The organism is Massilia sp. PAMC28688 (genome assembly GCF_019443445.1).
Lineage (GTDB): Bacteria > Pseudomonadota > Gammaproteobacteria > Burkholderiales > Burkholderiaceae_D > Telluria_A.
In genome coordinates this window covers 654,911-678,874 of record NZ_CP080378.1, presented here as the reverse complement: position 1 = coordinate 678,874, position 23,964 = coordinate 654,911, and the positions used below count along the sequence as shown (strand labels likewise).

Genomic DNA, 23,964 nt, shown 5'->3' with positions numbered 1-23,964 from the left:
CGCTATCTTGTTAGCAAAATTATTACACTAATGGAGACAAGCATGGCCAGCACCGACACCAGCCAGGAAAACCACGGCATGCAGGAAAACCGGGTTTTCTCACCCCCTGCGCAGTTCGTCAACAATGCCCTTATTTCCGGCATGGACGCTTATAAAAAATTATGCGCCGAGGCAGAAGGCGACTACGAAGCGTTCTGGGCGCGCCTGGCGCGCGACACGCTGGACTGGCACAAGCCGTTTACCACCACGCTCGACGAAACCGATGCCCCGTTTTACAAGTGGTTCGGCGACGGCGAACTCAACGCTTCCTACAACTGCCTGGACCGCAACCTCCAGGACGGCAACGCCGCGCGCACCGCCATCCTCTTCGAGGCAGATGACGGCCAGGTCACGCGCGTTACTTACCAGGAGCTGTACGACAAGGTCTGCAAGTTCGCCAATGGCCTCAAGGAGCGCGGCATCAAGAAAGGCGACCGCGTCATCATCTACATGCCGATGTCGGTCGAAGGCGTTGCGGCCATGCAGGCATGCGCACGCATCGGCGCCACCCATTCGGTCGTGTTTGGCGGCTTCTCGGCCAAGTCGCTGCAGGAGCGCATCATTGACGCGGGTGCCGTGGCCGTCATCACAGCCGACGAACAGCTTCGGGGCGGCAAGCGCCTGCCGCTCAAAACCATCGTGGACGAAGCCCTGGCCCTGGGCGGATGCACCACGCTCAAGGATGTCATTGTCTACCGGCGCACCGGCAGCGACATCCCGCTCACGGCTGGGCGCGACCTGTGGCTGCACGAGCTGGTCGACCATCAGCCTGCGCAATGCGAGCCGGAATGGGTGAGCGCCGAGCACCCCCTGTTTATCCTGTACACGTCCGGCTCCACCGGTACCCCCAAGGGCGTCCAGCACTCGACCGGCGGCTACCTGCTGTGGGCCGCACTGACCATGAAATGGACCTTCGACATCAAGCCAAGCGATGTGTTCTGGTGCACCGCCGACATCGGCTGGGTCACTGGCCATACCTACATCGCCTACGGTCCGCTGGCGGTGGGCGGCACGCAGATCGTGTTTGAGGGCATTCCCACCTATCCCAACGCGGGCCGCTTCTGGGACACCATCGCCAAGCACAAGGTCACGATCTTCTACACCGCCCCAACCGCGATCCGCTCGCTGATCAAGGCCGCTGACGTGAACCCGGAAGTGCATCCCAAGAATTACGATTTGTCGAGCCTGCGCCTGCTCGGCTCCGTCGGCGAGCCGATCAATCCGGAAGCATGGATGTGGTACTACAAGAATGTGGGCCAGGAGCGCTGCCCCATTGTGGACACCTTCTGGCAGACGGAAACGGGCGGCCACATGATCACCCCGCTGCCGGGCGCCACCCCCATGGTACCGGGCTCGTGTACGCTGCCGCTGCCGGGCATCATGACTGCCATTGTGGACGAAGCTGGCGCGGACGTACCGAACGGGCAGGGCGGCATTCTCGTCGTCAAGCGCCCATGGCCATCCATGATTCGCACCATCTGGGGCAACCCGGAACGTTTCAAGACCAGCTACTTCCCGGAGGAACTGGGCGGGCGCATGTATCTGGCCGGCGACGGCGCCATCCGCAACAAGGATACGGGCTACTTCACCATTACCGGCCGCATTGACGATGTGCTCAATGTGTCCGGCCATCGCATGGGCACCATGGAGATCGAGTCGGCCCTGGTCGCCAATCCCATCGTGGCCGAGGCGGCCGTGGTGGGCAAGCCGGACGACACCACCGGCGAATCGATTTGCGCTTTCGTCGTGCTCAAGCAGGCGCGCCCGACCGGGGACGAGGCGAAAACGCTGGCGCTGGAATTGCGCAACTGGGTGGCCAAGGAAATCGGGCCCATCGCCAAGCCGAAGGAAATCCGCTTTGGCGATAACTTGCCCAAGACACGTTCGGGCAAGATCATGCGCCGCCTGTTGCGGGTGCTGGCCAAGGGCGAGACCATCACGCAGGATATTTCGACTTTGGAAAATCCGGCCATTCTCGAGCAGTTGAAGGAAGCATCCTGATGCGCTAGTTGGTTAGGAGGGGAACCGCGTCGTCAAGGATGGCGCGGTACTGCAACGACAGATGCTGGCGCTAGCGAAGCATGAGCGCTCGGTCCTGGAAGGGCAGGGGATTCGCGCGTGCGAGCAACGACTGAAGTGGTAGCTAATGCTGGCGATGGGCCGGTAACTTCCGTACGGCCTGCGGCTTTTCACATGGCCTGCGACGATCCGATCGTTTTCTCCGGTCAGCTGGGCGTACCGCATTCGCTTGCTATCGGCGGCAATGTCGCTTTGCTGGCCTTGTCGCGCGATACGCTGCTGCATTTCGAGTGCGAGGGCCAGCTGGAGACAAATCGCAGGATGCCTGTAAAACGAGGCCGCTTGGCGTTGGATTCGAAAAAGCAAAGCGCCTACCGAAGTTGTTCCCAATCGGTGCACTGGTTAGCAAGTCCGCTGTGCAGACGCCCCTGCACAGGACTTACGTTTGATGCCGAGCACAAACGGTGATAAGCCAACACGCCCTGTAGCCCGCCGTCATTGCAGTCGGGGCGTATTGGCGTTCCGCTCTAGCCTTGTCATCATCAGCACGCTACTGACCGAATCGAGAACCAAACCTTCTCGCTTCGCAAGCTCAGCATCCTGGCGGTCGTCTATCACGACCAACACATCAAGCTCAGCGTTTTCAGTTGCAGCACTAATGTCCAAAAGTTTTTTAGCGGCGGTGCTGACCGTTGCTGGATGAGTCCCAATCGCGAGCACGGCACGGCCATCAAGCTGAAGGTCCATCTTGTAGACCTGACCAGATACGCCCACGTAGTCCGCGCCCTCACCGATAGACGCATGAGGCTTCCAAGCACGCAAGCACATGGTCACTTCATCAAGAAAGAGTGACGTGTCAGTAGAGGCGCCCGTTTGATCAACTTCCCATGCGCATACTGCTAGCAAGGTGGACATGTAGCGCGCAAACGCTGCCGGAGCCTCATCAGCCTTTGCCCAAATCTCTAGTTCACCCATGGCGTTCAGCTGAACACCATTTGGCTCTGCAAGGTTTCGCAGAAATCGCGTGTGCCGATGATCATCAAGTGTGACGCCACGCCCCCTGAAATGAAGGATTACATTACCATCATCAAAGAACCGCACTTGGTTAGCTAACTTCTCCACGTACACAGGAACCCCATCACCATCCGCAAAGGCGAATGGCGTGTCGATCATCGCCACGCTGCCGTCATCGCTGAGCGGGTGGCACTCGAAGCCAATCAGTTCGGATATTTTTGAGCAGATCATCAGTTCCCCTTGAGCTGGAAGTCGTCCGGGTGAGCGGGCTTCGGCACGAAGGTGATATTGGTTGCGGCACAGAAGTGTGCTAAGACTTCATCATAGCCCCAATCGTCCCAATTAGCACCCCCATCTACGCGTAACGCGCCCACGTGCTCATGTGACAATTTGTGCAAATCCTTTACGCGCTTCGGAGTTTGCGTAACCTCAAGTTGATACACTCTTTCTTTTCCGCGAGCGAGCCTCTTAAATAGAGTAAATACGTATTTGGTAATTTTAGTGCGCGGGGAATTTCGGTACGATAACTCGACAAACATACGTACAGACTGACCGTCCGCGTCAAGGATGCCATTGCCGCAAATTCTGGTGCCAGGCTGGATTTTTAGCGGATTCCATTCCCCGATATTTTCGCAAAACAGCGGCTTGCTAACGAGAGCACGTGCTTCCTCTTCAGGTATTGTTTGCATGTGGTTTTATGGCTGTCAGTCGTTAAATTTCTTTCTTTCCGCGGCCACCTCCACGGGCTACGGAACTTCCATAATGCAGTCCGGTGCGATTTACCTCTTGGGTGTGAATCATATAGCCATCCCTGGCCGCCAATCTCGTCATTTCCCGTAGCGATCATCCGTATCCTTTACTACGATCCAGATGACTCTGCCTGCCGGGCACTCGTCGCACCCAAACTGGTTTAATGGCTGGAACCCTGACATTCGCAATGCCTTGATGACAAACTGCAACAAGACCGGCGGGAAATGTCATGTGCATTTGCTGGGGGATGGGCGGATCCTGTATTGAGCGTGCGGCGCTCTGAAGCGGCTTGATCCATCGATCGGGAATATTTTGGCACTTCGCAATTGGCGGCAGATGGACGACTCGGCCACGTTACGCGACCTCGCCGTGACTGCAGGGACGACCGCATTCCGTTTTTCATGCTGGCGCGATAGAGGACCAGCAGGGCGCGACACGGCGCTTAGTAAACCCGAGGCCTTGCGAACATGTTTGAAGCCGAATTGGGGTGATTTTGCCGCATTTAATCAACGATTTGATCACTCGGGACACGAGGTCAGCGGCAGGTAACAGCGGCCCCGAGCAGTTCTTTATCGCGCCGTTTCTCGACGATGGTGCAGTGTGTCGCCTTGTCGTCAAGGCGTCGCGAAAGCTGCACACCACCGTTGTAAGAGCACCAGAGCCAACGCTGGCCATCACCTTTCGGAAAATCGTAAGCCTGCATCTCCTGCCCCTCTTTGTCGGGCACCAGGTATTGCAGGGATGCCGGCGGTCCCGACATCATCCCGGCCCCCGTCAGGCGCAAAGGCGCCGGCACGAAACCGGTCCAGCCGGCTGGCGGTTTGCCGGCGGTGAAGGATGCTGCTGGAATACGCACAGGGCATTCCGCAGCAAGGTTTGTTGCAGCCACGCGCCCGGGCAAGCAACATGCAGCGGCGATACCGATGGCATACAGGACGAAGGCGTAAGGGTAAGGGCGCATGGTCACCGCTCGATTACGTAAAAGGCCTGGGCATTGTTATTCGCCTGTGGCCAGGATCCATCGGCGCTCCGAACGTTATCCCGGGGCACCTGGATGAGCCTACGAATGATTGTAACGGATCGCTGGTACTGGTCCATGACCCAGATCCCCGCGCCGGCTTGCGCGAGGAAAATGCATGCGTGCTTAGGAACCGGCCCTTTCGGATATCGGCCATTGACAAAGGTGGCGATCGCAGTGCCGCGCAGGAGGTTTGGCGTGCTCTTGACATGTGCGCCTTGCTTCCAGTTCATTGTCCCGATCTGCATCAGGCCGGGCACCAGTACCTTGATCAGCGCCACGCATTCCTTGTCGCCCACCTGCGGCTCGCCGATCCACGAATCTGCGTCATGCAGGATGTACCCCATGTGCTCTCCTTAGCTCGCACGGTTGCGAGATAGGGCAATGGTGGCGGCTGGCTGCGCGGCAGTGTTGCGCAGGGTTAAGCATTCTGTCGAATGCGCCGGCGTGCGCTTGCCATAGAAAGCGCAAGACAACTGCGCCGAACAGTTGATGGATGCCTGATTGCACTTGGAAAGGAGCGCGGAGTGTCATGCGCTCAGCGACGTTCCTCGGGGAGGTAGCAAACAAGCGCAAATCGGGAGCAGCATACTGGAAGTCCTTCCCGATATTTCGCCAGGCGAGTGAGAAGCCATAGCAAGCGGTGGCAGGTCAATTGTCGCACATCGTCATGCCGTTGCACGTTGTGCTGGGGTTAGATCCGTCGGGAAATGTTTTGGCGCTTCGCGCCTGCGCCTCCGGCGCGCCACCGCAAGCGGTGGCAGATGGGCGATTCGGCCACGTTCCGCGGCCCCGCGGCGCCCTGCAGGGCGTCCGCTTTCGAATCCCCCTCTCTCCGTCCAACAAATAAAAACGGCCACCCGCAGGGGTGGCCGTTTTTATTTGTTCTGGCGGAGAGAGGGGGATTCGAACCCCCGATAGGCTATGAACCTATACACGCTTTCCAGGCGTGCGACTTCAACCACTCATCCACCTCTCCTGATGGTCTTCGCTTTCACGAAGCCGCATAGTATAGCAGAGATTGCCGGATGCACCAGCAAAATCTCGTTCCCCGTCCCCTTCAGCTATCCGCCACGTCCACCGCCCGCTGCGCCGCCCGCCGCCGCCGCCACATCCGCCGCAACGGCACACCCACCAGCCCCAGCACCACCACCCACGGCAGCAGGGCTACCGCCGCCGTCAGCAATGCCGCGACACTTTGCATCAGCACGCTTCCCGCGTCGGCCGCCGCCAGCGCTACCGGCGCACTCCAGTTCCCGGAGCTGCCCGGCGTCTGCGGTCGCAGTTCAATGTCGACCCGGATCATGTCCGTCTGCTCAGCGAGCATGCGGCGCTGACCATGAATGCTGTCCAGCGCCGCCTGGGTATCGGTCAGCACCTTTTCCGCGTCCAGCGTGTCCTTCAGGTTGCCCGTGTTCTTCGCCAGCAGTTCCAGCACGCGCGCCTTGAGCGCCTCCAGATTCTTGATCCTCGCTTCGACGTCAATCACCTCCGCCGTCTTGTCCGCGCTTTCGCTGTGGTGGGACAGCAGCTTCCCATGCGTCTGGATACCGCTGAAAAATCCCGGAAAGGCAGCCGGTGGCACTCTCGCTGTCAGGTTGGCGCTGGCTTCGCGCCCGGCGCTGTCCGCTTGTTGCGACGCACTGATAATCTCGCAGCCAAGCTTGAGGCACTCGGCCTGGATCGTGCCGAAGTGCCGTGCCAATGACGACGCCGGAACCAGCAGGCTGACGCTATGCTTGAGTGCAAGGAACCGCTTGGCCGCCTTCGTCGCGCCCGTGCCCCGCGCTTGCCCGGCCCCCGGACCCTGCTCGGCCACCATGCCCGTGCTGCGGCCCGGTTCTCCATACTCAGATGGGGAGCAGCCCGCCACCAGCACGACCAGTGCGCAAAGAAGTGATGTTTTCATACCGGGCAGTATAGCTGACAAGCAAGGCCTCCCGACGAGCCTGATCCTGGCTCGCTCGCCGCAGAAAAGCTTGGCCGCCGTCGCCCGTGCGATCTGAACGGGCGCCGGCTTACTCGGGCGTCGAGGGATCCCCGTCTGCGCCCGGATGCGCTAGCGCTTGCTGCTCCAGTTCCGCTTCTGACACCGCCGGGATTTCTTCGGCCGGCGTCGTTTCAGGCGAGAAGGGCGCGCCGGTGGCACTGTCCTGCTCATGTGGCGGATTGGCAAGGTCCAGCACCGATTCGATGGCGTGCTCGATCTGCTCGCTCAAGTCTTCATTGTGCGGAGTTGTACTGTTGTTCATGATGGCGCCTTTCTGATGATGGTGTTTTGACTATGCCTCATTTCCTCCAAAGGAGGCCACACAAACCCGCAAGGTCCGCTTCCAACCACCCGCCAGCCCCGCACGACGGGCCGGAGCAAGCAATCCCGATACCGTTATCAGCATCGCTCGCCAATTTAAAGTGATTGGCGGAAAAGCAAAAATTTCTTCACTCTATCGCCAGACCGTAGACAACAACACTGCGACCCGCCCATCACCGCGCTGCGCGATGAACGGGTACGACCATCGATAACGATAACGGAGACATGCAATGCAAAAATTATCCACCTTATGGGGGATGGGGGCGCTGTTGGCCTCGTCCCTGCTTTCCCTGAACGCCGCCGCCCAGGCCGGCTTTACCCCCATCACCTTCAAGAACGCGTCTGTTCACGATCCTTCCATTATCAAGGTCGGCAGTGCGTTTTATGTGTTCGGCTCCCACTTGCAGTCCGCCAAGTCGACCGACCTGATGAACTGGCAGCAGGTCAGCGAGGGTGTGACCGCCACCAATCACCTGTTCCTCAACGGCTCGGCCAATGTCTTCACGGAGCTGTCGGAAACATTTGCCTGGGCCCAGTCCAATACCCTGTGGGCAGCCGACGTGCGCCAGCTGGCCGACGGCAAGTTCTACATGTATTACAACGCCTGCAAGGGCGATTCGCCGCGCTCGGCGCTCGGTATTGCCGTGGCTAACAGCGTTGAAGGCCCGTATGTGGACAAGGGCATCATCCTGCGCTCCGGCATGTGGGGGCAGCCCAGCCACGACGGCACCATCTACGACGCGCTCAAGCATCCCAACGCCGTCGATCCCCACGTCTTCCCCGATACCGCCGGGCGCCTGTGGATGGTATATGGCTCCTATTCGGGCGGCATTTTCATCATGAAGATGAACCCGACCAACGGCATGCCCCTGCCAGGCCAGGGTTATGGCAAGCGCTTGATGGGCGGCAACCACAGCCGGATCGAGGGCGCCTTTGTCATGTACAGCCCCGCCACCAATTACTATTACATGTTCACCTCGTTCGGCGGCCTGGACGCGGGCGGTGGCTACAATATGCGCGTGGCGCGCTCGCTCAATCCGGACGGCCCGTATCTCGATGCCCAGGGCAATGATATGGCCAACGTCAAGTCCGATCCTTCCAAGCCCTTGTTTGACGATGCCTCGATCGCGCCTTTCGGCGTCAAGTTGATGGGTAACTTCCTGTTCGAGCGCAAGCTGGGCGAGGTGGGCACCGGCATCGGTACGGGTTACGTGTCGCCCGGCCATAATTCAGCCTACTACGATGCGGCAACGGGCAAGCACTTCCTCGTGTTCCACGCGCGCTTTCCCGGCCGTGGCGAACAGTACGAAATCCGTTCGCACCTGATGCAGATGAATGCCGACGGCTGGCCTGTCGTTGCCCCTTATCGCTACGCCAAGGAAAGCGCGGTCGCGGTGCGGCCCGAATTCGTCGTCGGCGACTATTTGCTGGTCAATCATGGCAAGGATATTTCGGCCAATATCAAAAAGTCGCGCTACATCAAGCTGGGCAGCAATGGCGCCATCAGCGGCGCCGTGGCGGGCAACTGGACCCTCAATGGCGCCAACCAGGTCGAGCTGCGCATTGCCGGCGCACCATCGCCCTACAAGGGCGCCTTCCTGCGCCAGTGGGATGAAACGGCGAAAAATTATGTCATGACGTTCTCCGCGCTCTCGCGTGAAGGCGTGGCCGTGTTCGGCAGCCGCCTGATTCCCCGTACCGATGCGCAAGTCGTCAGCGCGGTGTACACCGAACTGAATCTCGGCAACCTCGCCGCAGTCAGCGCCAACCTGACCTTGCCCACGTCCGCAGCCCGCGATACGGTCATCACGTGGACTTCGTCCAATCCAGCCATTGTCAGCAATACCGGCGTGGTGACGCGGCCACTCAACAGCGACGTCAGCCTCACGCTGACAGCCCGCATTACCAAGGGCGGCGCGACCGCCACCAAGACCTTTGCCGTCACGGTCCGCAGGGCCGGCGGGGTGCTGGCGCACTATGCTTTCGATGGCAACCTGGCCGATTCCGCCGGCGTTTTCGCGCCAGGCGCAGTCATTGGCAGCAAGATTGATACGGCCGGCGGCAGTATCGGCTACGAGGCTGGCATGCGGGGCAATGCCGCCGTGTTCGATGGCAGCAGCGGCATCCGTCTTCCCAACGGGCTGATCTCGAGCAATACCTACACCGTGTCGCTCTGGCTCAAGCCGGCGCAGCTGACCGCCTTTACCACCACCTTCTTTGGCGCCCGTTCCACTGATGCCTGGATCAGCCTGCTGCCCAAGGGACATGACTTCGTCAATGGCGCGTCCATGCTGTGGTCGGGCACGGCTTGGTATGACGCCGGCGTGGGCATGAACATCCCCGTCGGACGCTGGTCGCATGTGGCCTTCACGGTCAACAACGGCGCCATCAATGTGTACGTCGATGGCATGAAGAAATTTAGCGGCACGAATTTTCCCAATATCTTTACCAATGCCAGCGGTGTCTTTTCGCTCGGTGTGAACTGGTGGGATGTGCCCTACAAGGGTTCCATGGACGAGCTGCGTATCTATGGCAGCGCGCTGAGCGACGCTGAAGTCGCGGCGCTGGCCCGCTGACCGATTTTCTTGAATAGAGGATGTAACATGAAAAAAACTATGCTCTCCGTCTTGCTGATGCTCGCTTCCTTCAGTGCATCAGCCGACGTGGTCACCTTTGATGACTTGCCCGGTGATGAGGCTGATGTGGTGGCCAACGGCTATGCGGGATTTACCTGGGATAATGTGGGCGCCCTGCGGGCCGATACGTATCCGGACAGCGGCTATGCGGCCGGCGTGGTTTCGCCCGGCAACGTCGCATACAACCGCGATGGTGGCACGGTGATGATCGGCAAAACCGGTGGATTCCACTTCGTGGGAGCCTACTTTACTTCTGCCTGGCTGGATCAGGAACTGGCGTTTGAAGGCTGGCGCGATGGGCAACTGGTGGTTTCCACCAGCGTATCGTATGTGATCGACACCATGACGCCGGTCTGGATTCAGCTTGGCTGGGCCGGTATCGACACGCTGGCCATCTACAACAGCAGTGGCACGCAATGGGCCATGGATGACTTCACGGTCCCCGAGCCAGGCTCGCTGGCGCTGCTCGGTGCATGCGCGGCCGGGCTGGCAATGGCGCGCAGGCGCAAGCCGGCAGTTGCGCGGGTGTGATCCCGCAAGGGACAAGCCAGGCGAGGCGCGGGCTGGCCACGAAGGTGGCCAGCTTGAGCAGATCAGTACGGACGGCGCATGGCCCGCCCGGCAGTACGCCGGACACCGCGCTCCTGGAATTTGCGCCACAGGTAACCGGCAACTGCCATAAATATCATTTTACGCATCATCTTCTCCTGGCTAGACAGGGCTAGCATGTAGTTGGACCAGCCGCGCCAGTGCAAAGTTCTGGGCCGCTGGCCGAGCAGGTTGGTGAACAGTGAATCACTGACTTGCAGCCATCATAAGGCGTCTTGCCCTCGCGGCAAGTAGGTCGCACGACCGGATGCGGGTGGGACAACTCCGACGATCTTTCTTGGGCGAATGAACACGCGGCCATCAGGCGCTCCACCTCGTCAGCTGCGTTGGCATCCGTACACCGTTGCGGCACAATGTCAACAATACAACGCTTTCCTGACAGGTACCCGCGCCATGGCTTTTCTCGTCCTTACCCACGCCGGCTTGCAAGCCTTGCTGGCCGATCCGCTCACTGCCGGCACAACCATTTACGTCAACCCGGCCCTTGCCGATGCGGACGCTCTGGCGCGCCTGGAAGCGGCCGGTGCCACGGTCAGCATGTTGGGGCAAGCGGTCAATCCCGAGGACGATGCCGAGGTCGCCGCAGCCCTGCAGGCGCTCCCGGCCCCCGCCGGCGTGGTGTGGCTGGAGCGGGGCCGTCCGGCCGCCCGGCCCGCGGCCGCCCCCGCAGTGCCCATGGAAGATACGCAGGATTACCGCGATAATATTCGCAGCGCAGCAGGGCGCGCCTGGCGCTTCATTGGCAAGTCGCTGGGTCGGGAACGGTCGCTGATGATCGTGCCCTACATGGGCTACGGCAACGCCACCACGCTGCATGTGCGTGGCCGGGTCCTGAATGAAAATCCGTTCGCCGAGCAAGGCAAGCAGGACAGCGCATGGCGCAACTTTGCCGCCTTTTACCAGCGCCTTGAATCGGACCAGGTGCGCGGCATCACCGTGCGGGCGCGCTTTGAAGGCAGCGAGCGCGATGTTGTGACCGATCAGGGCGGCTATTTCCGGGTCGACATTGACCTGGCCACGCCGCTGGCGCGCAGCGGCTGGCATCCGGTGGCGCTGGAAATTGTGCCGGACCATCCCGGTGCGGCCCCCGTGCGTGCCGTTGCCGAAGCCCTGGTGCCGCCCGCGTCCGCCAAATTCGGTGTCATCAGCGATATCGATGACACGGTCCTGTGGACCAACGTGACCAACAAGATCAATATGGCCATGATGCTGTCGCGCTCGAATCCCTTCACGCGCAAGCCGTTCAAGGGGGTGGCCGCCTTTTACCGGGCGCTGCACGAAGGCCTTGGCGGCAACGAAGCCAATCCCGTGTTTTATGTCTCCAGCAGTCCCTGGCATCTGTACGACCCGCTGGTGGCCTTCCTGCGCCTGCAGCGCATTCCCGTGGGCCCGCTCATGCTGCGCGAGCTGAGCCTGCGCGCCCTGGTCAAGCCCCACATGTCGCGCGATCATAAACGGGAAAAGATCGAAGCCATCATCAATGCCTATCCGACGCTGCCCTTCGTCCTGATTGGCGACAGCGGCGAACGCGACCCGGAAATCTATGCCGAAATCCTCAGGCGCCACCCCAAGTCGGTGCGCGTCATTTACATTCGCAATGTCAACCCGGACCCGGCCCGCGTCGACGCGGTGGACCAGCTGGCCGAGCAGGTCAGTGCCAGCGGTGCCCAGTTGGTCCTGGCGGCCGACAGCGTCACGGCCGCCGCCCACGCGGCCGCCGAAGGCTTGATCAAGACCGAGGCGTTGGCCGCCGTGCGCTCTGACAAGCGGCACGAGGAAGGCAGCGCGCCAGCCAGCTGACTTTCTCTGTTGCGCTGTGGACACAGGCGCGCGATGCGGGCGTTATCAAGCGGATAGTTTTCAGGGCTTTCTCATGCGCTTTGCATGAGAATGGATTCACACCAGTCAGCTGTCCCCATCCTTCCATCTCCGGAGCGTCGCCGTGACCATTTCTTCATTCCATTTTGTGCGCCATGCCCTGGCCGCTACCGTTTGCGCGTGCGCTTTGCCAGCCATCGCCGCCGATGCCGAACCCATCGCCACCGATCGCCCCGATTTTGTCGAGTCGAGCAATGTGGTAGGCAAGGGGCGCATGCAGGTGGAAAGCAGTGTGGCGCTTGAGCGCGACAGCCGTGGTGGCGTCCGCGACACCGTCTGGTCCACGCCCACCTTGATCCGTTTTGGCATTACCGACAATGTGGAATTGCGCGTGGAATCGGATGGCGCCGTGCGCCAGCGCAGCAGCGCCGTGGGCAGCGCCATCAGCACCGAGCGCGGGTATGCCGACGCCTCGCTGGGCTTGAAGTGGCATGCGATGGATGCCCGTGACAGCCTGCCGTCGGTGGGCGTGCTGCTGCATGCAGACCTGGCCACGGGCAGCCGCGCTTTCCGTGACGAGGGGACCCGTCCGTCACTGCGCGTGGTCGCGGAATGGGAGCTGCCCAACGATGTGTCGTTCGGCATCATGCCGGGCCTGGGCTATGACAAGGGCAACGACAGGGGCGAGGGCACCGTGTTTGGCATCCTGGGGGTGGTGGCAGGCAAGTCCTGGACCGACCGCCTGCGCAGCTTTGTCGAAGTCTCGTCGCCGCGCCTGGCGCGCGCGTCCAGGGGCGGCACCGAAGCGAGCCTGACCGTGGGATCGGCCTACCTGATTACCAACAACTGCCAGCTCGATGCCGCACTTTCACGCGGACTGAACCATCGCACGCCGGAGACCAGCCTGACCGTCGGGCTCTCGTTCAAGCTGTAGGCCGGCCATGAACCAGACCTCCATTCGCAAGCGCCTGCTCCTGTCCAATATCGCCACGCTCTTGTTCGTGGCCATTTGCGGGTTCATCGGTTTCCACGCAGTCCGGGCCTTGAACGGGGCAATGGACGATATTGCCAGCAACGGTTCTGCCATCAAGGACCAGCTGCAGGCGGACATGATGCACGATGCCATCCGCGGCGACGTGCTGGGCGCGCTGCTGGGCGCCACCAATGGCGACCAGGCGCAGGCGCAGGAAGCGGCCAAGGATTTCGCCGAGCATGCGGCGCTCCTGCGCGCGCGCCTGGCCAGCATGGACGACAACACCGACGACGCCGTGCTCAAGCAGGATATGGCGCGCGTGCTGCCGGACGCCGAAGCCTATCTGGCCAGTGCCGCCACCATGATCAAGGGCGCCGCCGTGGACAAGGATGCCGCCCAGGCCGCCTACCCGGCATTTCTGGTCAGCTTTCGCAAGCTCGAAGACAGCATGGGCGAGCTGAGCGAACATATCGAGCGCAATTCGGCGGCGGCAGGTGTGGCGGCCGACAGCACGGCCGGGCGCGCCCGCCTGCAGATTATCGGCGTCTCGCTGCTGTCCATGCTGGTGGCGCTGGCGCTGGCCATGGTCAATACCCGCGCCATTGTGCGCCCGCTCGACGCTGCCATCGCCTCTGCCGCCCGCATCGCCCGGGGCGACCTGAGCGCCGATGCCGGCCATGATCAGGCCGATCCCGGCACGGAAACCGGGCGCCTGCTGCTGGCCCTGTCCAATATGCGCACCAGCCTGCACCAGATTGTGTCCCAGGTCCGGGTGGGTACCGACGCCATTGCCACCGCCTCGGGCCAGATCGCGTCAGGCAATATGGACTTGTCGTCGCGCACGGAAATGCAGGCCGGCTCGCTGGAAGAAACCGCCTCGACCATGGAAGAACTGACCGCCACGGTGCGCCAGAATACAGAAAATGCGCGCCAGGCAACGCAGCTTGCCGGTTCAGCCTCGACCGTGGCGACCAAGGGCGGCGCCGTGGTGTCGCAGGTGGTGGCCACCATGGGCGCGATTGACCAGGCGTCGGCCCGTATCGGCGACATCATCGGCGTTATCGAAAGCATCGCGTTCCAGACCAATATCCTTGCCTTGAATGCCGCGGTGGAAGCGGCCCGTGCGGGCGAGCAGGGCCGTGGCTTTGCCGTGGTTGCCTCTGAAGTGCGGGCACTGGCCCAGCGCTCCAACAGCGCGGCGCGCGAAATCAAGGCGCTGGTCGGGGCCTCGGCCGAGGCGGTGGAGCAGGGCAGCGTGCTGGTGCGCGATGCAGGGGCGACCATGGACGACATCATGGCCAGCGTGCAGCGCGTCAGTGCGATCATGCAGGAAATCAGCGTGGCCAGTGCCGAGCAGGAGCGCGGCATCGAACAGGTCAACCAGGCCATTGGCGAGATCGATGGCATTACCCAGCAAAACGCAGCGCTGGTGGAACAAGCAGCAGCGGCCGCAGGATCGATGCAGGACCAGGCGGCCACCCTCGCGACCGTGGTCAGTGTGTTCCAGCTTGACGCCGCCAGCCGGGGGCAGCCGGATTCGCCTCCTGGCCTGCCCCTGGCCTTGCGCGCTTAGGGCGCTTTCGAGAGCTGTTCCAGGAGCGCGTGGGCAGCCGTGATGCGCGCCTTCATTTCATACGATTTGTTGGCCAGCAGGACGACGCCGATCTTTTTCTCGGGCACGAACCCGACGTAGCTGTTGAAGCCGCGGGTGCCCCCCGTTTTGCTGAACAGGACCGATGGGCGGGGCGGCCGCGGCGGCGTGATGTGCTGGGCCGGATTGGCCTGCGCGTTCATGGCCGGGGAGTTGCCGGCCACCAGCGTCGCCAGCGGCAAGGGATAGGGGTACTGTTCCCACCCCAGGCCCTGCACCATGGGGCCCACCTTGAAGTAGCCGACATGGGTGCCTTCGATGGCGCGGCGTGTGGCCGCCGGCAGCGCTCCGGGATCGATGTTGGCCTGCACCAGGCGCAGCATGTCCGAGGCGGTAGCGACCACGCCGTAGATGGGGCCTGCCAGCACGTCGGCATGCATGCGCACGGGCCGGTTCCTGCTGTCGTAGCCCCAGGCATAATTGGGCATGGCGGCAGCGGGCACCGCAAAATAGGTGCCGGTAAATCCCAGTGGTGTGAACACGTGCTTTGCCGTCAGCTCGGCATAGTCGCCCCCCATTGCCAGGGCAACGAGATGGCCGAACAGGCCGAGGCTGGGATTGGAATAGCGGCGCTGCACGCCAGGCTCGGCATCCGGCTTCCACTTCTGGAAGTACGCGAGCAGCCGCGCCTCGTCTACGTCATCGGGAAATTGCTGCGGCAAGCCGCCTGCCGTGTAGGTGGCCAGGTGCAGCAGGCTGGCCTTGTCGATGGCAGTTCCCTTGAGCTGCGCCATGTATTGGCCGGGATGGTCGTCAAGCGACAGCTTGCCGCTCGCCTGCGCATGCGATCCCAGGATGGCGGCAATGGGCTTGCTGATGGAACCGAGTTCGAACATGGTTGCGTCGCGCACCGGTACCAGCGGCTCCTTCGAGGCCACGCCATAGTTGAAGACGTAGGATTGGCCGCCAACGGCAATTCCCACGGCCATGCCGGGAATATCCTGTTGCGCCATCAACGGCTGCACAATGGCGTCGACCATGGTGCGGATCTTCGCACTGTCTTCGGCCGCAAGGGCGTTGATGGACAGCAGGCAGGCGGCAGCAGCGGCACTACGGGAGAGGAATGATCGGGAAAGCATGGGAACTCCTTTTGGATGTCAGTAGGACGGGCGAACGGGTGCGGCGCCCCTGCCGGGGCAGGGGCGTGGCATGGACCGGTAAATGGCTACAGGGCGTCGAGGTGGCGCGGCAACTCAGCCAGGAAGGCTTTTTTCAGACGGGGTCCGGCATGGTCGTCACCGTGGCGCCTGGTGAGCACCAGGCGTGCAAAGACCACGGTGCGCGCACCTTGGCTGGCCCATCCCACGTACCAGCCGTACTGCAGCGCCGGGTCGTCCTTGCCATCGGGACCCACGTAGGGAGCCGTGCCGGTCTTGCCATACACGGTCCAGCCGTTGGCAAGCCGCTGGGATGGCATGATGCGCGACGTCATGTCGTACGCGGCCGGTGACAGCGGGAGCTGGCGATTGACGACGGCGCGCAGGAAGCGAACCTGTTCATCGGCAGAAATGGCAAGGCTGGAACCGACCCAGGACATGGTGAGGCCGTTGCGTTTGCCCGGGTCGCCCGAGACATCCTGATTGCCGTAGCCAAACCGGCTCACGTAGTCCCCGAAGCGCGCCTCACCGAGGCGGGTCGTGATCTGTTGCGCGTACCACAGCACGGAGTTGCTCAGCCACCCTGTGGGCGCGGTCGGCTGGCGCCAGGAGGCAATCCAGTCCGGGTAGCCGGGCGCAAAGGGCAGGACGGGCGCATGGGCGTCGACCAGCACTCCACTGTCGTAGCCCATCAGGCTGATCGGGATATTGAAGGTGGAGGCGGGCGTGACGCGCTGATCGCATTGTCCGGCGTGCATCAGCCAGGCGCCGCTGGCCGCATCGCTGATAGCGGTGCAGCTGAGCGCTTGCGGCGCGGCGGCACCAGGCAGTGACAGCGCCGGCTGCAATGCAAGACTGCCCGCAAGGACCAGTCCCAGCGCGCCGGCGGCAGCCAGGCGCGTGCGGCGGCTGTCAGTTGCCGCGACCGGCTCACGCATGAGCGAAATCCTGGCGCCCAGCGTGCTGGCATCGACGCCGCCGAATGCCAGCGCTGCATGGAGGGGACGGTGCTGCAGCCGCAGCTGGAGGAGCAGGGCGGCGGCGTAGGTTTTCCGATGTGCGGGCGCGCGGCCGGCCAGCACGTCGCGGTCACAGCCAAGCTCCTGTGCCCAGGACAGCCGGCAGCGCAGCAGGCGCATGACGGGGTTGAACCAGAACAGTGTTTCCAGCACGAGCCCGGCGCTCATCCAGTGCAGGTCGCGCCGCCGCAGATGCGTGAGTTCGTGTTCCACGATCATGGCTTGCTGGGCAGGATCGAACTGGTGCAGGTGGCGCGGCAGCAGCAGGCACGGACGGAACAGGCCGAACAGCATGGGAGAAATGGGGGCGTCCACTTCAATCACGTCAAGCCCCGGCGCCAGCGTGCCTGGCAACCCGGCCGGAGAACCGGTACGGGCCAGGCGATGCAGCATCTGCCGGGCCAGGAACAGGCGGCGCACCATCCAGGCAAGGCCCAGCAAGTAAATGGCCAACCACGCGCGCGCGGCATGCAGCTGCCAGGGATGCTGCGCCGCGACTGCGGCCGCCGCCTTGCCAGTTGAGGCAGGCCCCGGGCTGGACGCGGCAAGCGGAGACTGGCCACCGGCAGCGGCGGGCGCGTCGATTTCGATCGGTGGCACCAGGCGCAGGCGCTCGCTGTGCGGCAGCAGCATGACCAGGAAGGCCGCGGCAATGGTCAATTGCCCCAGCAGCCATGTGGAGCGCTGCAGTCCAAAGCGCGGCAGGCGCCGCACCAGCAGCATCAGCAGTGCCACGCCAAGGCCGGCAGCCAGGCATCCTGCACTGGCCAACAGCAGCCGGATGAGGAAATGGTCGAGCGGGCTCATTTGCCGCCTTCACGGCCGTCCGGCCAATCGTTGAGCAGCTGCTCGAGCTGGGCCAGTTCTGCGCCGTCGACGAGCTTACTGCCAGTGAACATGTTGACCGGCAGCGGCAAATCCATTTCCATCACCCGCTTGCCAAAGTCGTGGGCGAATGCGGCCAGGGTTTCCACTTTGTCCAGCGCGGCGCCGTAGACCTGCACGCCATGGACGAGCTGCTGGCGCACATAGCCCTTGTCGAGCATGCGCTCAAGCGTCTTGCGGGTGGACGAGTAGGACCAGTCCAGCTCGGCCTCCACCTGGGCATGGATTTCCCGCGCCGAAAGAGGGTGCTGCTTCCATAAGGACTTGAGGATGGTCAGTTCTGTGATCGAGGGAATGGTCATGGATCCGCCTTGCTACGAATGTCACCATTGTGCGACAAGTGTCGCATCACGTCAATGACAGTTTTTTCGGCGCCGCCAAATGCGCGCTCGTGGAGAGTGTATGCATCAATCGGCAGTGGAAACGGAAAGCCCATTGCCCCTATACTTGGTGATCGCTTCATCAACGCCATTAAAGGAACTGCATGAAAAACTATCGCGTCATGTTCAGCGGACTGCTGCTGGCCCTGCTGTCGGTCCCGCTGTCGGCGGCCGAGCCGGCCTGGGTCGCTCGCAGTAACGACAATGCCAAACTGCTGCTCAACGTCACTGCCAAGTATTCGCCCGAGCAGGCCAGCGGCCTTGGTATTGACGGCTACGATGACAAGATCAGCGACCTGTCGCGTGACCAGCACGACGCCATGACGCGCGATACGCGCGCCGTGATCGCGGAGCTGGAAAAGCGGCTGGCAAGCGAAAAGGACGCCAAGGTACGCCAGGACCTGGAAATCCTGATTGCCTCGGCCAGGGAAAGCATCGATACCGCCGCCCTGAACCGCAAGTATTTCATGCCCTTTATCGACCTGACCGGGATGATGTTTGGCGTCACGCGCCAGCTGCTCGACCCGCGCATTCCCAAGGACCGCCAGCGCGCCTTGCTGGCCCGCCTGGAAAAATACACGGGCACGGCCAAGGGCTACCGTCCCATTACCGAGCTGGCCTACGAGCGCCTGCAGGAGCGCCTGAAAGCGAACAAGAACCTGCTGGGACCGTTCAAGGGCCAGGTGGAGCAGTCGCTGGCGCGCGCCCCGGTCACCATCAAGGGCATGCGCGACTTGCTGGCCAAGAGTGAACTCTCAGGCTGGGAACCGCTGTTTGCCAGGCTGGAGACCCAGCTGGCCGCCTACAATGAGCTGATCCGCAAGGAAGTGCTGCCGCGCGCCCGTACCGATCATCGCCTGCCGCCGGAAGTGTATGCCAATAACCTGCGTGAGTATGGCGTCGATATCAGCCCCGAAGAACTCAAGTCCAAGGCCTTGACCTCGTTTGCCGAAATCCGCAACCAGATGAACATCACGGCCGGCCTGCTGGCGCGTGAACGCAAGCTGCCCAATGCCGACTACCGCGCCGTGATGGCCGAACTGAAAAAGCAGCAGCTCGACGCCGACAAGGTCATGCCGCTGTATGCCGAGCGCCTCGCGCAGCTGGAAGACGCGGTACGCAAGAACCATGTGGTCACGCTGCCCACGCGCAAGGCCGTGATCCGCCTGGCGTCGCCCGCTGAAAACGCGCAGCAGCCGGCGCCGCACATGAATCCGCCGCGCCTGGTGGGCAATACGGGCGAGTACGGCGAGTTCGTGCTGACCTCGGCCATGCCGCCGGACGCCACCGGCAAGACGCTCACCTTTGACGACTTCACGCACCAGGCCGGCGCCTGGACGCTGACGGCGCACGAAGCGCGTCCCGGGCACGAACTGCAGTTCGCCAAGATGATAGAAACGGGCGTCTCGACCGCGCGCGCCGTGTTTGCCTTTAACAGTGTCAACGTGGAAGGCTGGGCCCTGTACGCGGAAGCGGAAATGCAGCCTTACCAGCCGCTCGACGGCCAGCTGTTTGCCCTGCAGCACCGGGCCCTGCGCGCGGCCCGCGCCTTCCTTGACCCCATGGTCAACCAGGGCGAACTGACGCCCGAGGCGGCCAAGGCGGTCCTGATGGAAGATGTGGGCCTGTCGGAAGGCATGGCAACCCAGGAAGTGCAGCGCTACACCTTCCGTGCGCCGGGCCAGGCAACCTCGTATTTTTATGGCTATCAGCGCCTGATGGAAACGCGCCAGCTGGCCCAGGTGGCACTGCGCGACAAATTCAACCGGCTTGCCTTTAACGACTTTGTGCTGGCCCAGGGCCTGGTGCCACCGCCGCTCCTGCGCAAGGCCGTGATGGAAGAATTCGTGCCTTCGCAAAAATAGGCAGGGACGGCATCGCGCTGCGTGCGCGGTGCCGATACTTTCCGCCAGCGTGCAAGGTTCGGTATGATCAAGGCGCAGGGCGTGCCGCCTGACAACCGAACCGATCACGATCATGACCAAGCCCCTCTCCGTACCACACATCCTTTCCTGGTTTCTCGCCGCGGCGCTGGCGACCCTGCTGGCGATTGCTCTCGTGTTCTTGGCTGTCAACTGGCACGACCGCGCGCCCTCGGCCGGGGCGCGGCGCCTGGAGCAGGTCAGCCAGAGCCTGCCCACGGTGGCGCCGGCCGATAACGCTTTCATCTATCTGCTGGGCATCGACGCGCCCCAGGGCCAGGACCCGCGCGTTATCGGCAGGGCCCGCTTTACCTGGCTGCAGCAGCAGGCCCAGGCCAACGGCGCGGCGCGCGTGTTCCCGGACGGGCTCGACGGCGCTACGCCGGAGCGGGCCCCGGCATTCCTGGCACTGTATGCCTCCTGCCGCCAGATCGACGGCAACTGCGCCGAAGCGCTGGACGCGGACCCGGTGCAGGCCGTGGCATGGGTCAATTCTGAACAGTGGATACTGGATCGCTATCTCGCGCTGCTCGACCATGGCGCCTGGAGCGAAGCGCGGCCATTTGATCCGGAACTGCCGCTGGCGCCCTACAACGCCGCGCTCGATATGCAGCGCCTGTTCTTTGTCCATGCCTGGATCACGGCCGGCAAGGGCGAGGCGCAGGCCGTGGCCGACCTGCTGCAGCGCGACCTGGCGTTCTGGCGCATGGTGCTGGCCTCGTCCGACAATTTCACGGCCAAACGGGCGGCGACGGTGGCCATCAACCGCCATTTCACGTGGTCGAGCCTGGTGATGCGCAGCATGCCGCCCGAACAGCGCCTGCAGGCCATCCCGCCGGCGTGGCGCACTGCGCTCAGTGCGCCCGAACGCGCGATTCTGCGCAATGCGGCAAGCGAGTTCCAGACGCTGCGGCGCAGTGTGATGGTGGTCAAGAACAAGCACCGTGCCGGCTTGTGGGCGCCGCTGGAAAAGCTCAACGACCGCCTGTTCCAGGTGCAGCATACCCTCAACCCGCATGCCGATGCGCTGGTGGCCACGGCCGACGCCTTCGGCGCCGACTACGCACGCCTGCCGCAGGCGGCAAGCGCTCTGGCGGGCGCGCGCACGGACGGCGACGATGTCGTCGACAGCTGGCTGTACAACCTGGCGGGGCGCTCGCTGCCGGGGCCGCGCATGCATGAAGTCGTATTCTTTGCCAGCCGCGTGGCCGACCTGGAAGCGCTGCGGCGCGCAGCCCTGCTCACGGCGCAGCTGCGCAGTGACGATCCGGAGCCGGCGGCGATGGCCGGCAAGGTGGCGGCGTCGGCACTGCGCAATCCCTACACCGGCAAGCCGTTTGTCTGGGACGAGCAGATGCAGGCCGTGCGTTTTGCCGGCATCAGCCCGCCGCCGTACAACGAGTACGTGGTTTATTACTAGTACCAGCGCTAGCGCTAGAACAGCGATTGCTGGCCGCTGGTGAGGCGGGTGAAGTCGTCGCGCACGAACGGCAAGATCGCGTCTGCGACCGGCTGCAGCTGGCGGCTCAGGTAATGCTCGTAATCGATCGGTGCGCGCCGGTTTTCCAGCGGTTCGGGACCGGCCACCGTCATCACGTACTGAATCCAGCCCCCATTTTGATACTGCAGCGGACGGCCGTGGGCGCGGTTGAAGTCGTCGGCAATGCGCGCCGCGCGCACCTGTGGCGGGACATTGCGTTCGTAGTCGTCCAGGGAGCGGCGCAGGCGCTTGCGGTACACCAGCAGGTCGTCAAACTCGCCGGCGATGGTGCGCTTGACGTAATCGCGCACATAGTCCTGATAGGGCTCGGCCTTGAAGATGCGCAGGTACAGCGCCTGCTGGAATTGCTTGGCCAGCGGCGTCCAGTCGCTGCGTACCGTTTCCAGGCCCTTGTACACCATGTCGTCGCTGCCATCGGGCCGCGTCACCAGCCCCGCGTAGCGCTTCTTGCTGCCTTCTTCGGAGTTGCGGATGGTGGGCATCAGGAAGCGCCGGTAGTGGGTTTCGTACTGCAGCTCCAGCGCATTGCTCAGCTTGAATTGCTCTTGCACGTACTGGTCGAACCAGGCGTTGACGTGCCCCACCAGCGCGCGGCCAATCGCCGCGGCCTGTTCATCCGAATGGGCATGCCGCAGCCACACAAACGTGGAATCGGTATCGCCATAGATGACCTGGTAGCCCTGGGCCTCGATCAGCCGGCGCGTGTGGTGCATGATTTCGTGCCCGCGCAGGGTGATGGACGTGGCCAGGCGCGGATCAAAAAAGCGGCAGCCGCTGGAACCGAGCACGCCGTAAAACGCATTCATGATGATCTTGAGCGCCTGCGAGAGCGGCTTGTTGTTCTCGCGCTTGGCGGCATCGCGCCCATGCCAGATCCGGGTGACGATGGCGGGCAGGCAGTGCCTGTGGCGCGAGAAGCGCGCCCCGATGAAGCCGGGCACGGTGTCCGTCTCGCTTGCCGCATGCGTGCCTTCGATCAGGCCGACCGGATCGATCAGGAAGGTACGGATGATGGAGGGGTACAGGCTCTTGTAGTCGAGTACCAGCACCGAGTCGTACAGGCCGGATTGCGAATCCATGACAAATCCGCCGGGACTGTTGCCGCCCTGCACATCGCCCAGATTCGGCGCCACGTAGCCCTGGCGGTGCATCATGGGCATGTACAGATGCTCGAACGCGGCCACCGAGCCGCCGCTGCGGTCGGCCGCAAGGCCGGTCACGCTGGCACGCTCGAGCAGGAAGGTGAGCAGTTCGGTCTTTGCGAAAATGCGGGTGACCAGTTCGCAATCCTTGAGGTTGTAGCGCGCCAGTGCCGGCTTGTCTTCGGCGAAGCGGCGGTCGATTTCGGCCATGCGGTCATACGGATTGTCGATGGCCTTGCCTTCGCCCAGCAGGGTCCGCGACACGTTCTCCAGGCTAAATGACGGAAAGCTCCAGGTGGCCGAGCGCAGCGCCTCGATCCCGTCGATGATCAGGCGGCCGGCGGCAGCGGCGAAAAAATGCTGCCTGCTGCCGTGCTCGCGCCACTCCATGGCACTGCCGCCGCGTCCCAGCAGCAGGGCAATGTCGTGGCGCTGGGCGTGCTTTTGCAGCACGCGCAGGTCGAACTGGATCACGTTCCAGCCGATGATGCAGTCGGGGTCGTGCCGCGCCATCCAGTCGTTAAGCCGGTGCAGCAGCTGCGGATGGCTGTCGCAGTACTGCAGGTCAAAGTCGACCGTGGCAGCGTTGCCGTTCGGTGGCCCGAGCATGTAGACCACGCGCTGGCCGCAGCCCTCAAGCGCGATGGAATACAGTTCGCCATGGGCTGTCGTTTCAATGTCGAGCGACGCCATGGTCAGGCGCGGCCGGTAGCCGGGGCAGGGCTTGATGTGGGCGTCGAGCAGGATGCCGCTGCCGTCAGGCGCAGGCGTGCCGCCAAACCAGACGGGGGCGGTGATGAAGCGCTCCATCAGGTAGCGCTCGGGCGGGCGCACGTCCGCTTCGAATACGTCGATGCCGTATTCGCGCAGGCGCTTCTCGATCTTCAGGAGCTGGCGGTACTGCCGGCAGTACAGGCCGACGACGGGGCGCTGCCGGAAGTCGCGCAGGCCCAGCGGCTTGCATTCCACACCCCGTTCACCGTGCAGGAGCTGTTCGGCCTGGGCCTGGTGTTCAGCGGGGATGAATGCCACCGACTGCTGCAGCGGCAGGCGCAGGTGGCGCGGCCCATCGTCCGTGGCCAGCCACAGGTCCACTTCGGTGCCCGCGGGCGTGTCGCGCCAGTGGCGTGTGAGGAGAAAGCCTTGCTGTAGTGGTGCCAACGTGCCGCCCCTGCCGTGC

Annotated in this window: 19 protein-coding genes, 1 tRNA gene and 1 pseudogene; 9 read left to right on the top strand and 12 right to left on the bottom strand. The window is 63.0% G+C overall.

Annotation, left to right across the window (positions count from 1 at the left end; translation table 11 throughout):
* The first annotated feature begins 42 nt into the window (after window positions 1-42).
* Both acs and KY495_RS03020 read left to right on the top strand, forming a co-directional pair.
* Window positions 43-2,040, top strand: a complete 1,998-nt coding sequence (acs, locus tag KY495_RS03025) for an acetate--CoA ligase (RefSeq protein WP_219882292.1) — start codon at window positions 43-45, stop codon at window positions 2,038-2,040.
* Between the two features lie 192 nt (window positions 2,041-2,232).
* Window positions 2,233-2,526: a hypothetical protein gene (locus KY495_RS03020; RefSeq protein ID WP_219882291.1), complete on the top strand. Its 294-nt coding sequence runs from the start codon at window positions 2,233-2,235 to the stop codon at window positions 2,524-2,526.
* Window positions 2,527-2,553: 27 nt separating this feature from the next.
* Here the strand turns inward: KY495_RS03020 and KY495_RS03015 are convergent, their stop codons facing one another.
* The 7 genes from KY495_RS03015 to KY495_RS02985 form a co-directional block, all read right to left on the bottom strand.
* Window positions 2,554-3,303, bottom strand: coding sequence for a DUF1828 domain-containing protein (locus KY495_RS03015; RefSeq protein WP_219882290.1), 750 nt, complete (start codon window positions 3,301-3,303; stop codon window positions 2,554-2,556).
* Complete coding sequence (locus KY495_RS03010; RefSeq protein ID WP_219882289.1) at window positions 3,303-3,761, bottom strand: hypothetical protein; 459 nt, start codon at window positions 3,759-3,761, stop codon at window positions 3,303-3,305. Before KY495_RS03010 ends, KY495_RS03015 begins: the two co-directional genes overlap by 1 nt.
* A gap of 596 nt (window positions 3,762-4,357) precedes the next feature.
* The gene (locus KY495_RS03005) at window positions 4,358-4,783 is read right to left on the bottom strand and encodes an STY0301 family protein (RefSeq protein WP_219882288.1); all 426 of its coding nucleotides are present in this window, start codon (window positions 4,781-4,783) and stop codon (window positions 4,358-4,360) included.
* 2 nt (window positions 4,784-4,785) lie between these two features.
* Entirely contained in the window at window positions 4,786-5,187 is a 402-nt protein-coding gene (locus KY495_RS03000) for a BPSL0067 family protein (protein WP_219882287.1), read from the bottom strand.
* A gap of 541 nt (window positions 5,188-5,728) precedes the next feature.
* A tRNA-Ser gene (locus KY495_RS02995) sits at window positions 5,729-5,819 on the bottom strand.
* An 81-nt stretch (window positions 5,820-5,900) separates the two neighbouring features.
* The gene (locus tag KY495_RS02990; protein ID WP_219882286.1) at window positions 5,901-6,749 is read right to left on the bottom strand and encodes a DUF4349 domain-containing protein; all 849 of its coding nucleotides are present in this window, start codon (window positions 6,747-6,749) and stop codon (window positions 5,901-5,903) included.
* 109 nt (window positions 6,750-6,858) lie between these two features.
* On the bottom strand, window positions 6,859-7,092 hold the full coding sequence (locus KY495_RS02985; RefSeq protein WP_219882285.1) for a hypothetical protein: 234 nt from the start codon (window positions 7,090-7,092) through the stop codon (window positions 6,859-6,861).
* 289 nt (window positions 7,093-7,381) lie between these two features.
* On the opposite strand from KY495_RS02985, the gene KY495_RS24270 reads away from it, so the two are divergent.
* The 5 genes from KY495_RS24270 (at window position 7,382) to KY495_RS24265 (ending at window position 14,760) form a co-directional block, all read left to right on the top strand.
* Window positions 7,382-9,727, top strand: a complete 2,346-nt coding sequence (locus KY495_RS24270; protein ID WP_219882284.1) for a family 43 glycosylhydrolase — start codon at window positions 7,382-7,384, stop codon at window positions 9,725-9,727.
* Window positions 9,728-9,754: 27 nt separating this feature from the next.
* Window positions 9,755-10,318, top strand: a complete 564-nt coding sequence (locus tag KY495_RS02975) for a PEP-CTERM sorting domain-containing protein (RefSeq protein WP_219882283.1) — start codon at window positions 9,755-9,757, stop codon at window positions 10,316-10,318.
* A gap of 471 nt (window positions 10,319-10,789) precedes the next feature.
* Window positions 10,790-12,196 carry an App1 family protein gene (locus tag KY495_RS02970; RefSeq protein ID WP_219882282.1) on the top strand — a complete coding sequence of 469 codons (1,407 nt, stop codon included), beginning with the start codon at window positions 10,790-10,792 and terminating at the stop codon, window positions 12,194-12,196.
* A 142-nt stretch (window positions 12,197-12,338) separates the two neighbouring features.
* A complete protein-coding gene (locus tag KY495_RS02965; protein WP_229518480.1) occupies window positions 12,339-13,148 on the top strand; it encodes a transporter in 810 nt (269 codons plus the stop codon).
* A 7-nt stretch (window positions 13,149-13,155) separates the two neighbouring features.
* The gene (locus KY495_RS24265) at window positions 13,156-14,760 is read left to right on the top strand and encodes a methyl-accepting chemotaxis protein (protein ID WP_219882281.1); all 1,605 of its coding nucleotides are present in this window, start codon (window positions 13,156-13,158) and stop codon (window positions 14,758-14,760) included.
* On the opposite strand, the gene ampC is transcribed toward KY495_RS24265, so the two are convergent.
* From ampC to KY495_RS02945, 4 genes and pseudogenes are all read right to left on the bottom strand, one after another.
* The gene (ampC, locus tag KY495_RS02955; protein WP_219882280.1) at window positions 14,757-15,917 is read right to left on the bottom strand and encodes a class C beta-lactamase; all 1,161 of its coding nucleotides are present in this window, start codon (window positions 15,915-15,917) and stop codon (window positions 14,757-14,759) included. The genes KY495_RS24265 and ampC overlap by 4 nt on opposite strands.
* An 86-nt stretch (window positions 15,918-16,003) precedes the next feature.
* Window positions 16,004-16,873 (bottom strand): class D beta-lactamase, encoded by an 870-nt coding sequence (gene blaOXA, locus KY495_RS24345; RefSeq protein WP_374041004.1) that lies wholly within the window; start codon window positions 16,871-16,873, stop codon window positions 16,004-16,006.
* A gap of 15 nt (window positions 16,874-16,888) precedes the next feature.
* Window positions 16,889-17,761, bottom strand: a pseudogene (locus tag KY495_RS24340) (M56 family metallopeptidase); the annotation flags it as partial.
* A complete protein-coding gene (locus KY495_RS02945) occupies window positions 17,758-18,141 on the bottom strand; it encodes a BlaI/MecI/CopY family transcriptional regulator (RefSeq protein WP_219882278.1) in 384 nt (127 codons plus the stop codon). The pseudogene KY495_RS24340 and the gene KY495_RS02945, both read right to left, overlap by 4 nt.
* Before the next feature lie 182 nt (window positions 18,142-18,323).
* On the opposite strand from KY495_RS02945, the gene KY495_RS02940 reads away from it, so the two are divergent.
* Both KY495_RS02940 and KY495_RS02935 read left to right on the top strand, forming a co-directional pair.
* Window positions 18,324-20,084 carry a DUF885 domain-containing protein gene (locus tag KY495_RS02940; RefSeq protein ID WP_219882277.1) on the top strand — a complete coding sequence of 587 codons (1,761 nt, stop codon included), beginning with the start codon at window positions 18,324-18,326 and terminating at the stop codon, window positions 20,082-20,084.
* Between the two features lie 112 nt (window positions 20,085-20,196).
* Window positions 20,197-21,561, top strand: coding sequence for a hypothetical protein (locus KY495_RS02935; RefSeq protein ID WP_219882276.1), 1,365 nt, complete (start codon window positions 20,197-20,199; stop codon window positions 21,559-21,561).
* A gap of 14 nt (window positions 21,562-21,575) precedes the next feature.
* Here the strand turns inward: KY495_RS02935 and KY495_RS02930 are convergent, their stop codons facing one another.
* Window positions 21,576-23,945: a DNA polymerase II gene (locus tag KY495_RS02930; RefSeq protein ID WP_229518479.1), complete on the bottom strand. Its 2,370-nt coding sequence runs from the start codon at window positions 23,943-23,945 to the stop codon at window positions 21,576-21,578.
* Window positions 23,946-23,964: the final 19 nt, after the last annotated feature.

Bases quoted from the DNA above. Each gene is read 5' to 3' on its own strand.
- KY495_RS24265 (WP_219882281.1), top strand. From the start codon at position 13,156: ATGAACCAGACCTCCATTCGCAAGCGCCTGCTCCTGTCCAATATCGCC.
- KY495_RS02940 (WP_219882277.1), top strand. From the start codon at position 18,324: ATGAAAAACTATCGCGTCATGTTCAGCGGACTGCTGCTGGCCCTGCTG.
- ampC (WP_219882280.1), bottom strand. From the start codon at position 15,917: ATGCTTTCCCGATCATTCCTCTCCCGTAGTGCCGCTGCTGCCGCCTGC.
- KY495_RS02975 (WP_219882283.1), top strand. From the start codon at position 9,755: ATGAAAAAAACTATGCTCTCCGTCTTGCTGATGCTCGCTTCCTTCAGT.
- KY495_RS03015 (WP_219882290.1), bottom strand. From the start codon at position 3,303: ATGATCTGCTCAAAAATATCCGAACTGATTGGCTTCGAGTGCCACCCG.
- KY495_RS02945 (WP_219882278.1), bottom strand. From the start codon at position 18,141: ATGACCATTCCCTCGATCACAGAACTGACCATCCTCAAGTCCTTATGG.
- KY495_RS03000 (WP_219882287.1), bottom strand. From the start codon at position 5,187: ATGGGGTACATCCTGCATGACGCAGATTCGTGGATCGGCGAGCCGCAG.
- KY495_RS03010 (WP_219882289.1), bottom strand. From the start codon at position 3,761: ATGCAAACAATACCTGAAGAGGAAGCACGTGCTCTCGTTAGCAAGCCG.
- KY495_RS03005 (WP_219882288.1), bottom strand. From the start codon at position 4,783: ATGCGCCCTTACCCTTACGCCTTCGTCCTGTATGCCATCGGTATCGCC.
- KY495_RS02935 (WP_219882276.1), top strand. From the start codon at position 20,197: ATGACCAAGCCCCTCTCCGTACCACACATCCTTTCCTGGTTTCTCGCC.
- KY495_RS02970 (WP_219882282.1), top strand. From the start codon at position 10,790: ATGGCTTTTCTCGTCCTTACCCACGCCGGCTTGCAAGCCTTGCTGGCC.
- KY495_RS24270 (WP_219882284.1), top strand. From the start codon at position 7,382: ATGCAAAAATTATCCACCTTATGGGGGATGGGGGCGCTGTTGGCCTCG.
- blaOXA (WP_374041004.1), bottom strand. From the start codon at position 16,873: ATGCGTGAGCCGGTCGCGGCAACTGACAGCCGCCGCACGCGCCTGGCT.
- acs (WP_219882292.1), top strand. From the start codon at position 43: ATGGCCAGCACCGACACCAGCCAGGAAAACCACGGCATGCAGGAAAAC.
- KY495_RS03020 (WP_219882291.1), top strand. From the start codon at position 2,233: ATGGCCTGCGACGATCCGATCGTTTTCTCCGGTCAGCTGGGCGTACCG.
- KY495_RS02990 (WP_219882286.1), bottom strand. From the start codon at position 6,749: ATGAAAACATCACTTCTTTGCGCACTGGTCGTGCTGGTGGCGGGCTGC.
- KY495_RS02985 (WP_219882285.1), bottom strand. From the start codon at position 7,092: ATGAACAACAGTACAACTCCGCACAATGAAGACTTGAGCGAGCAGATC.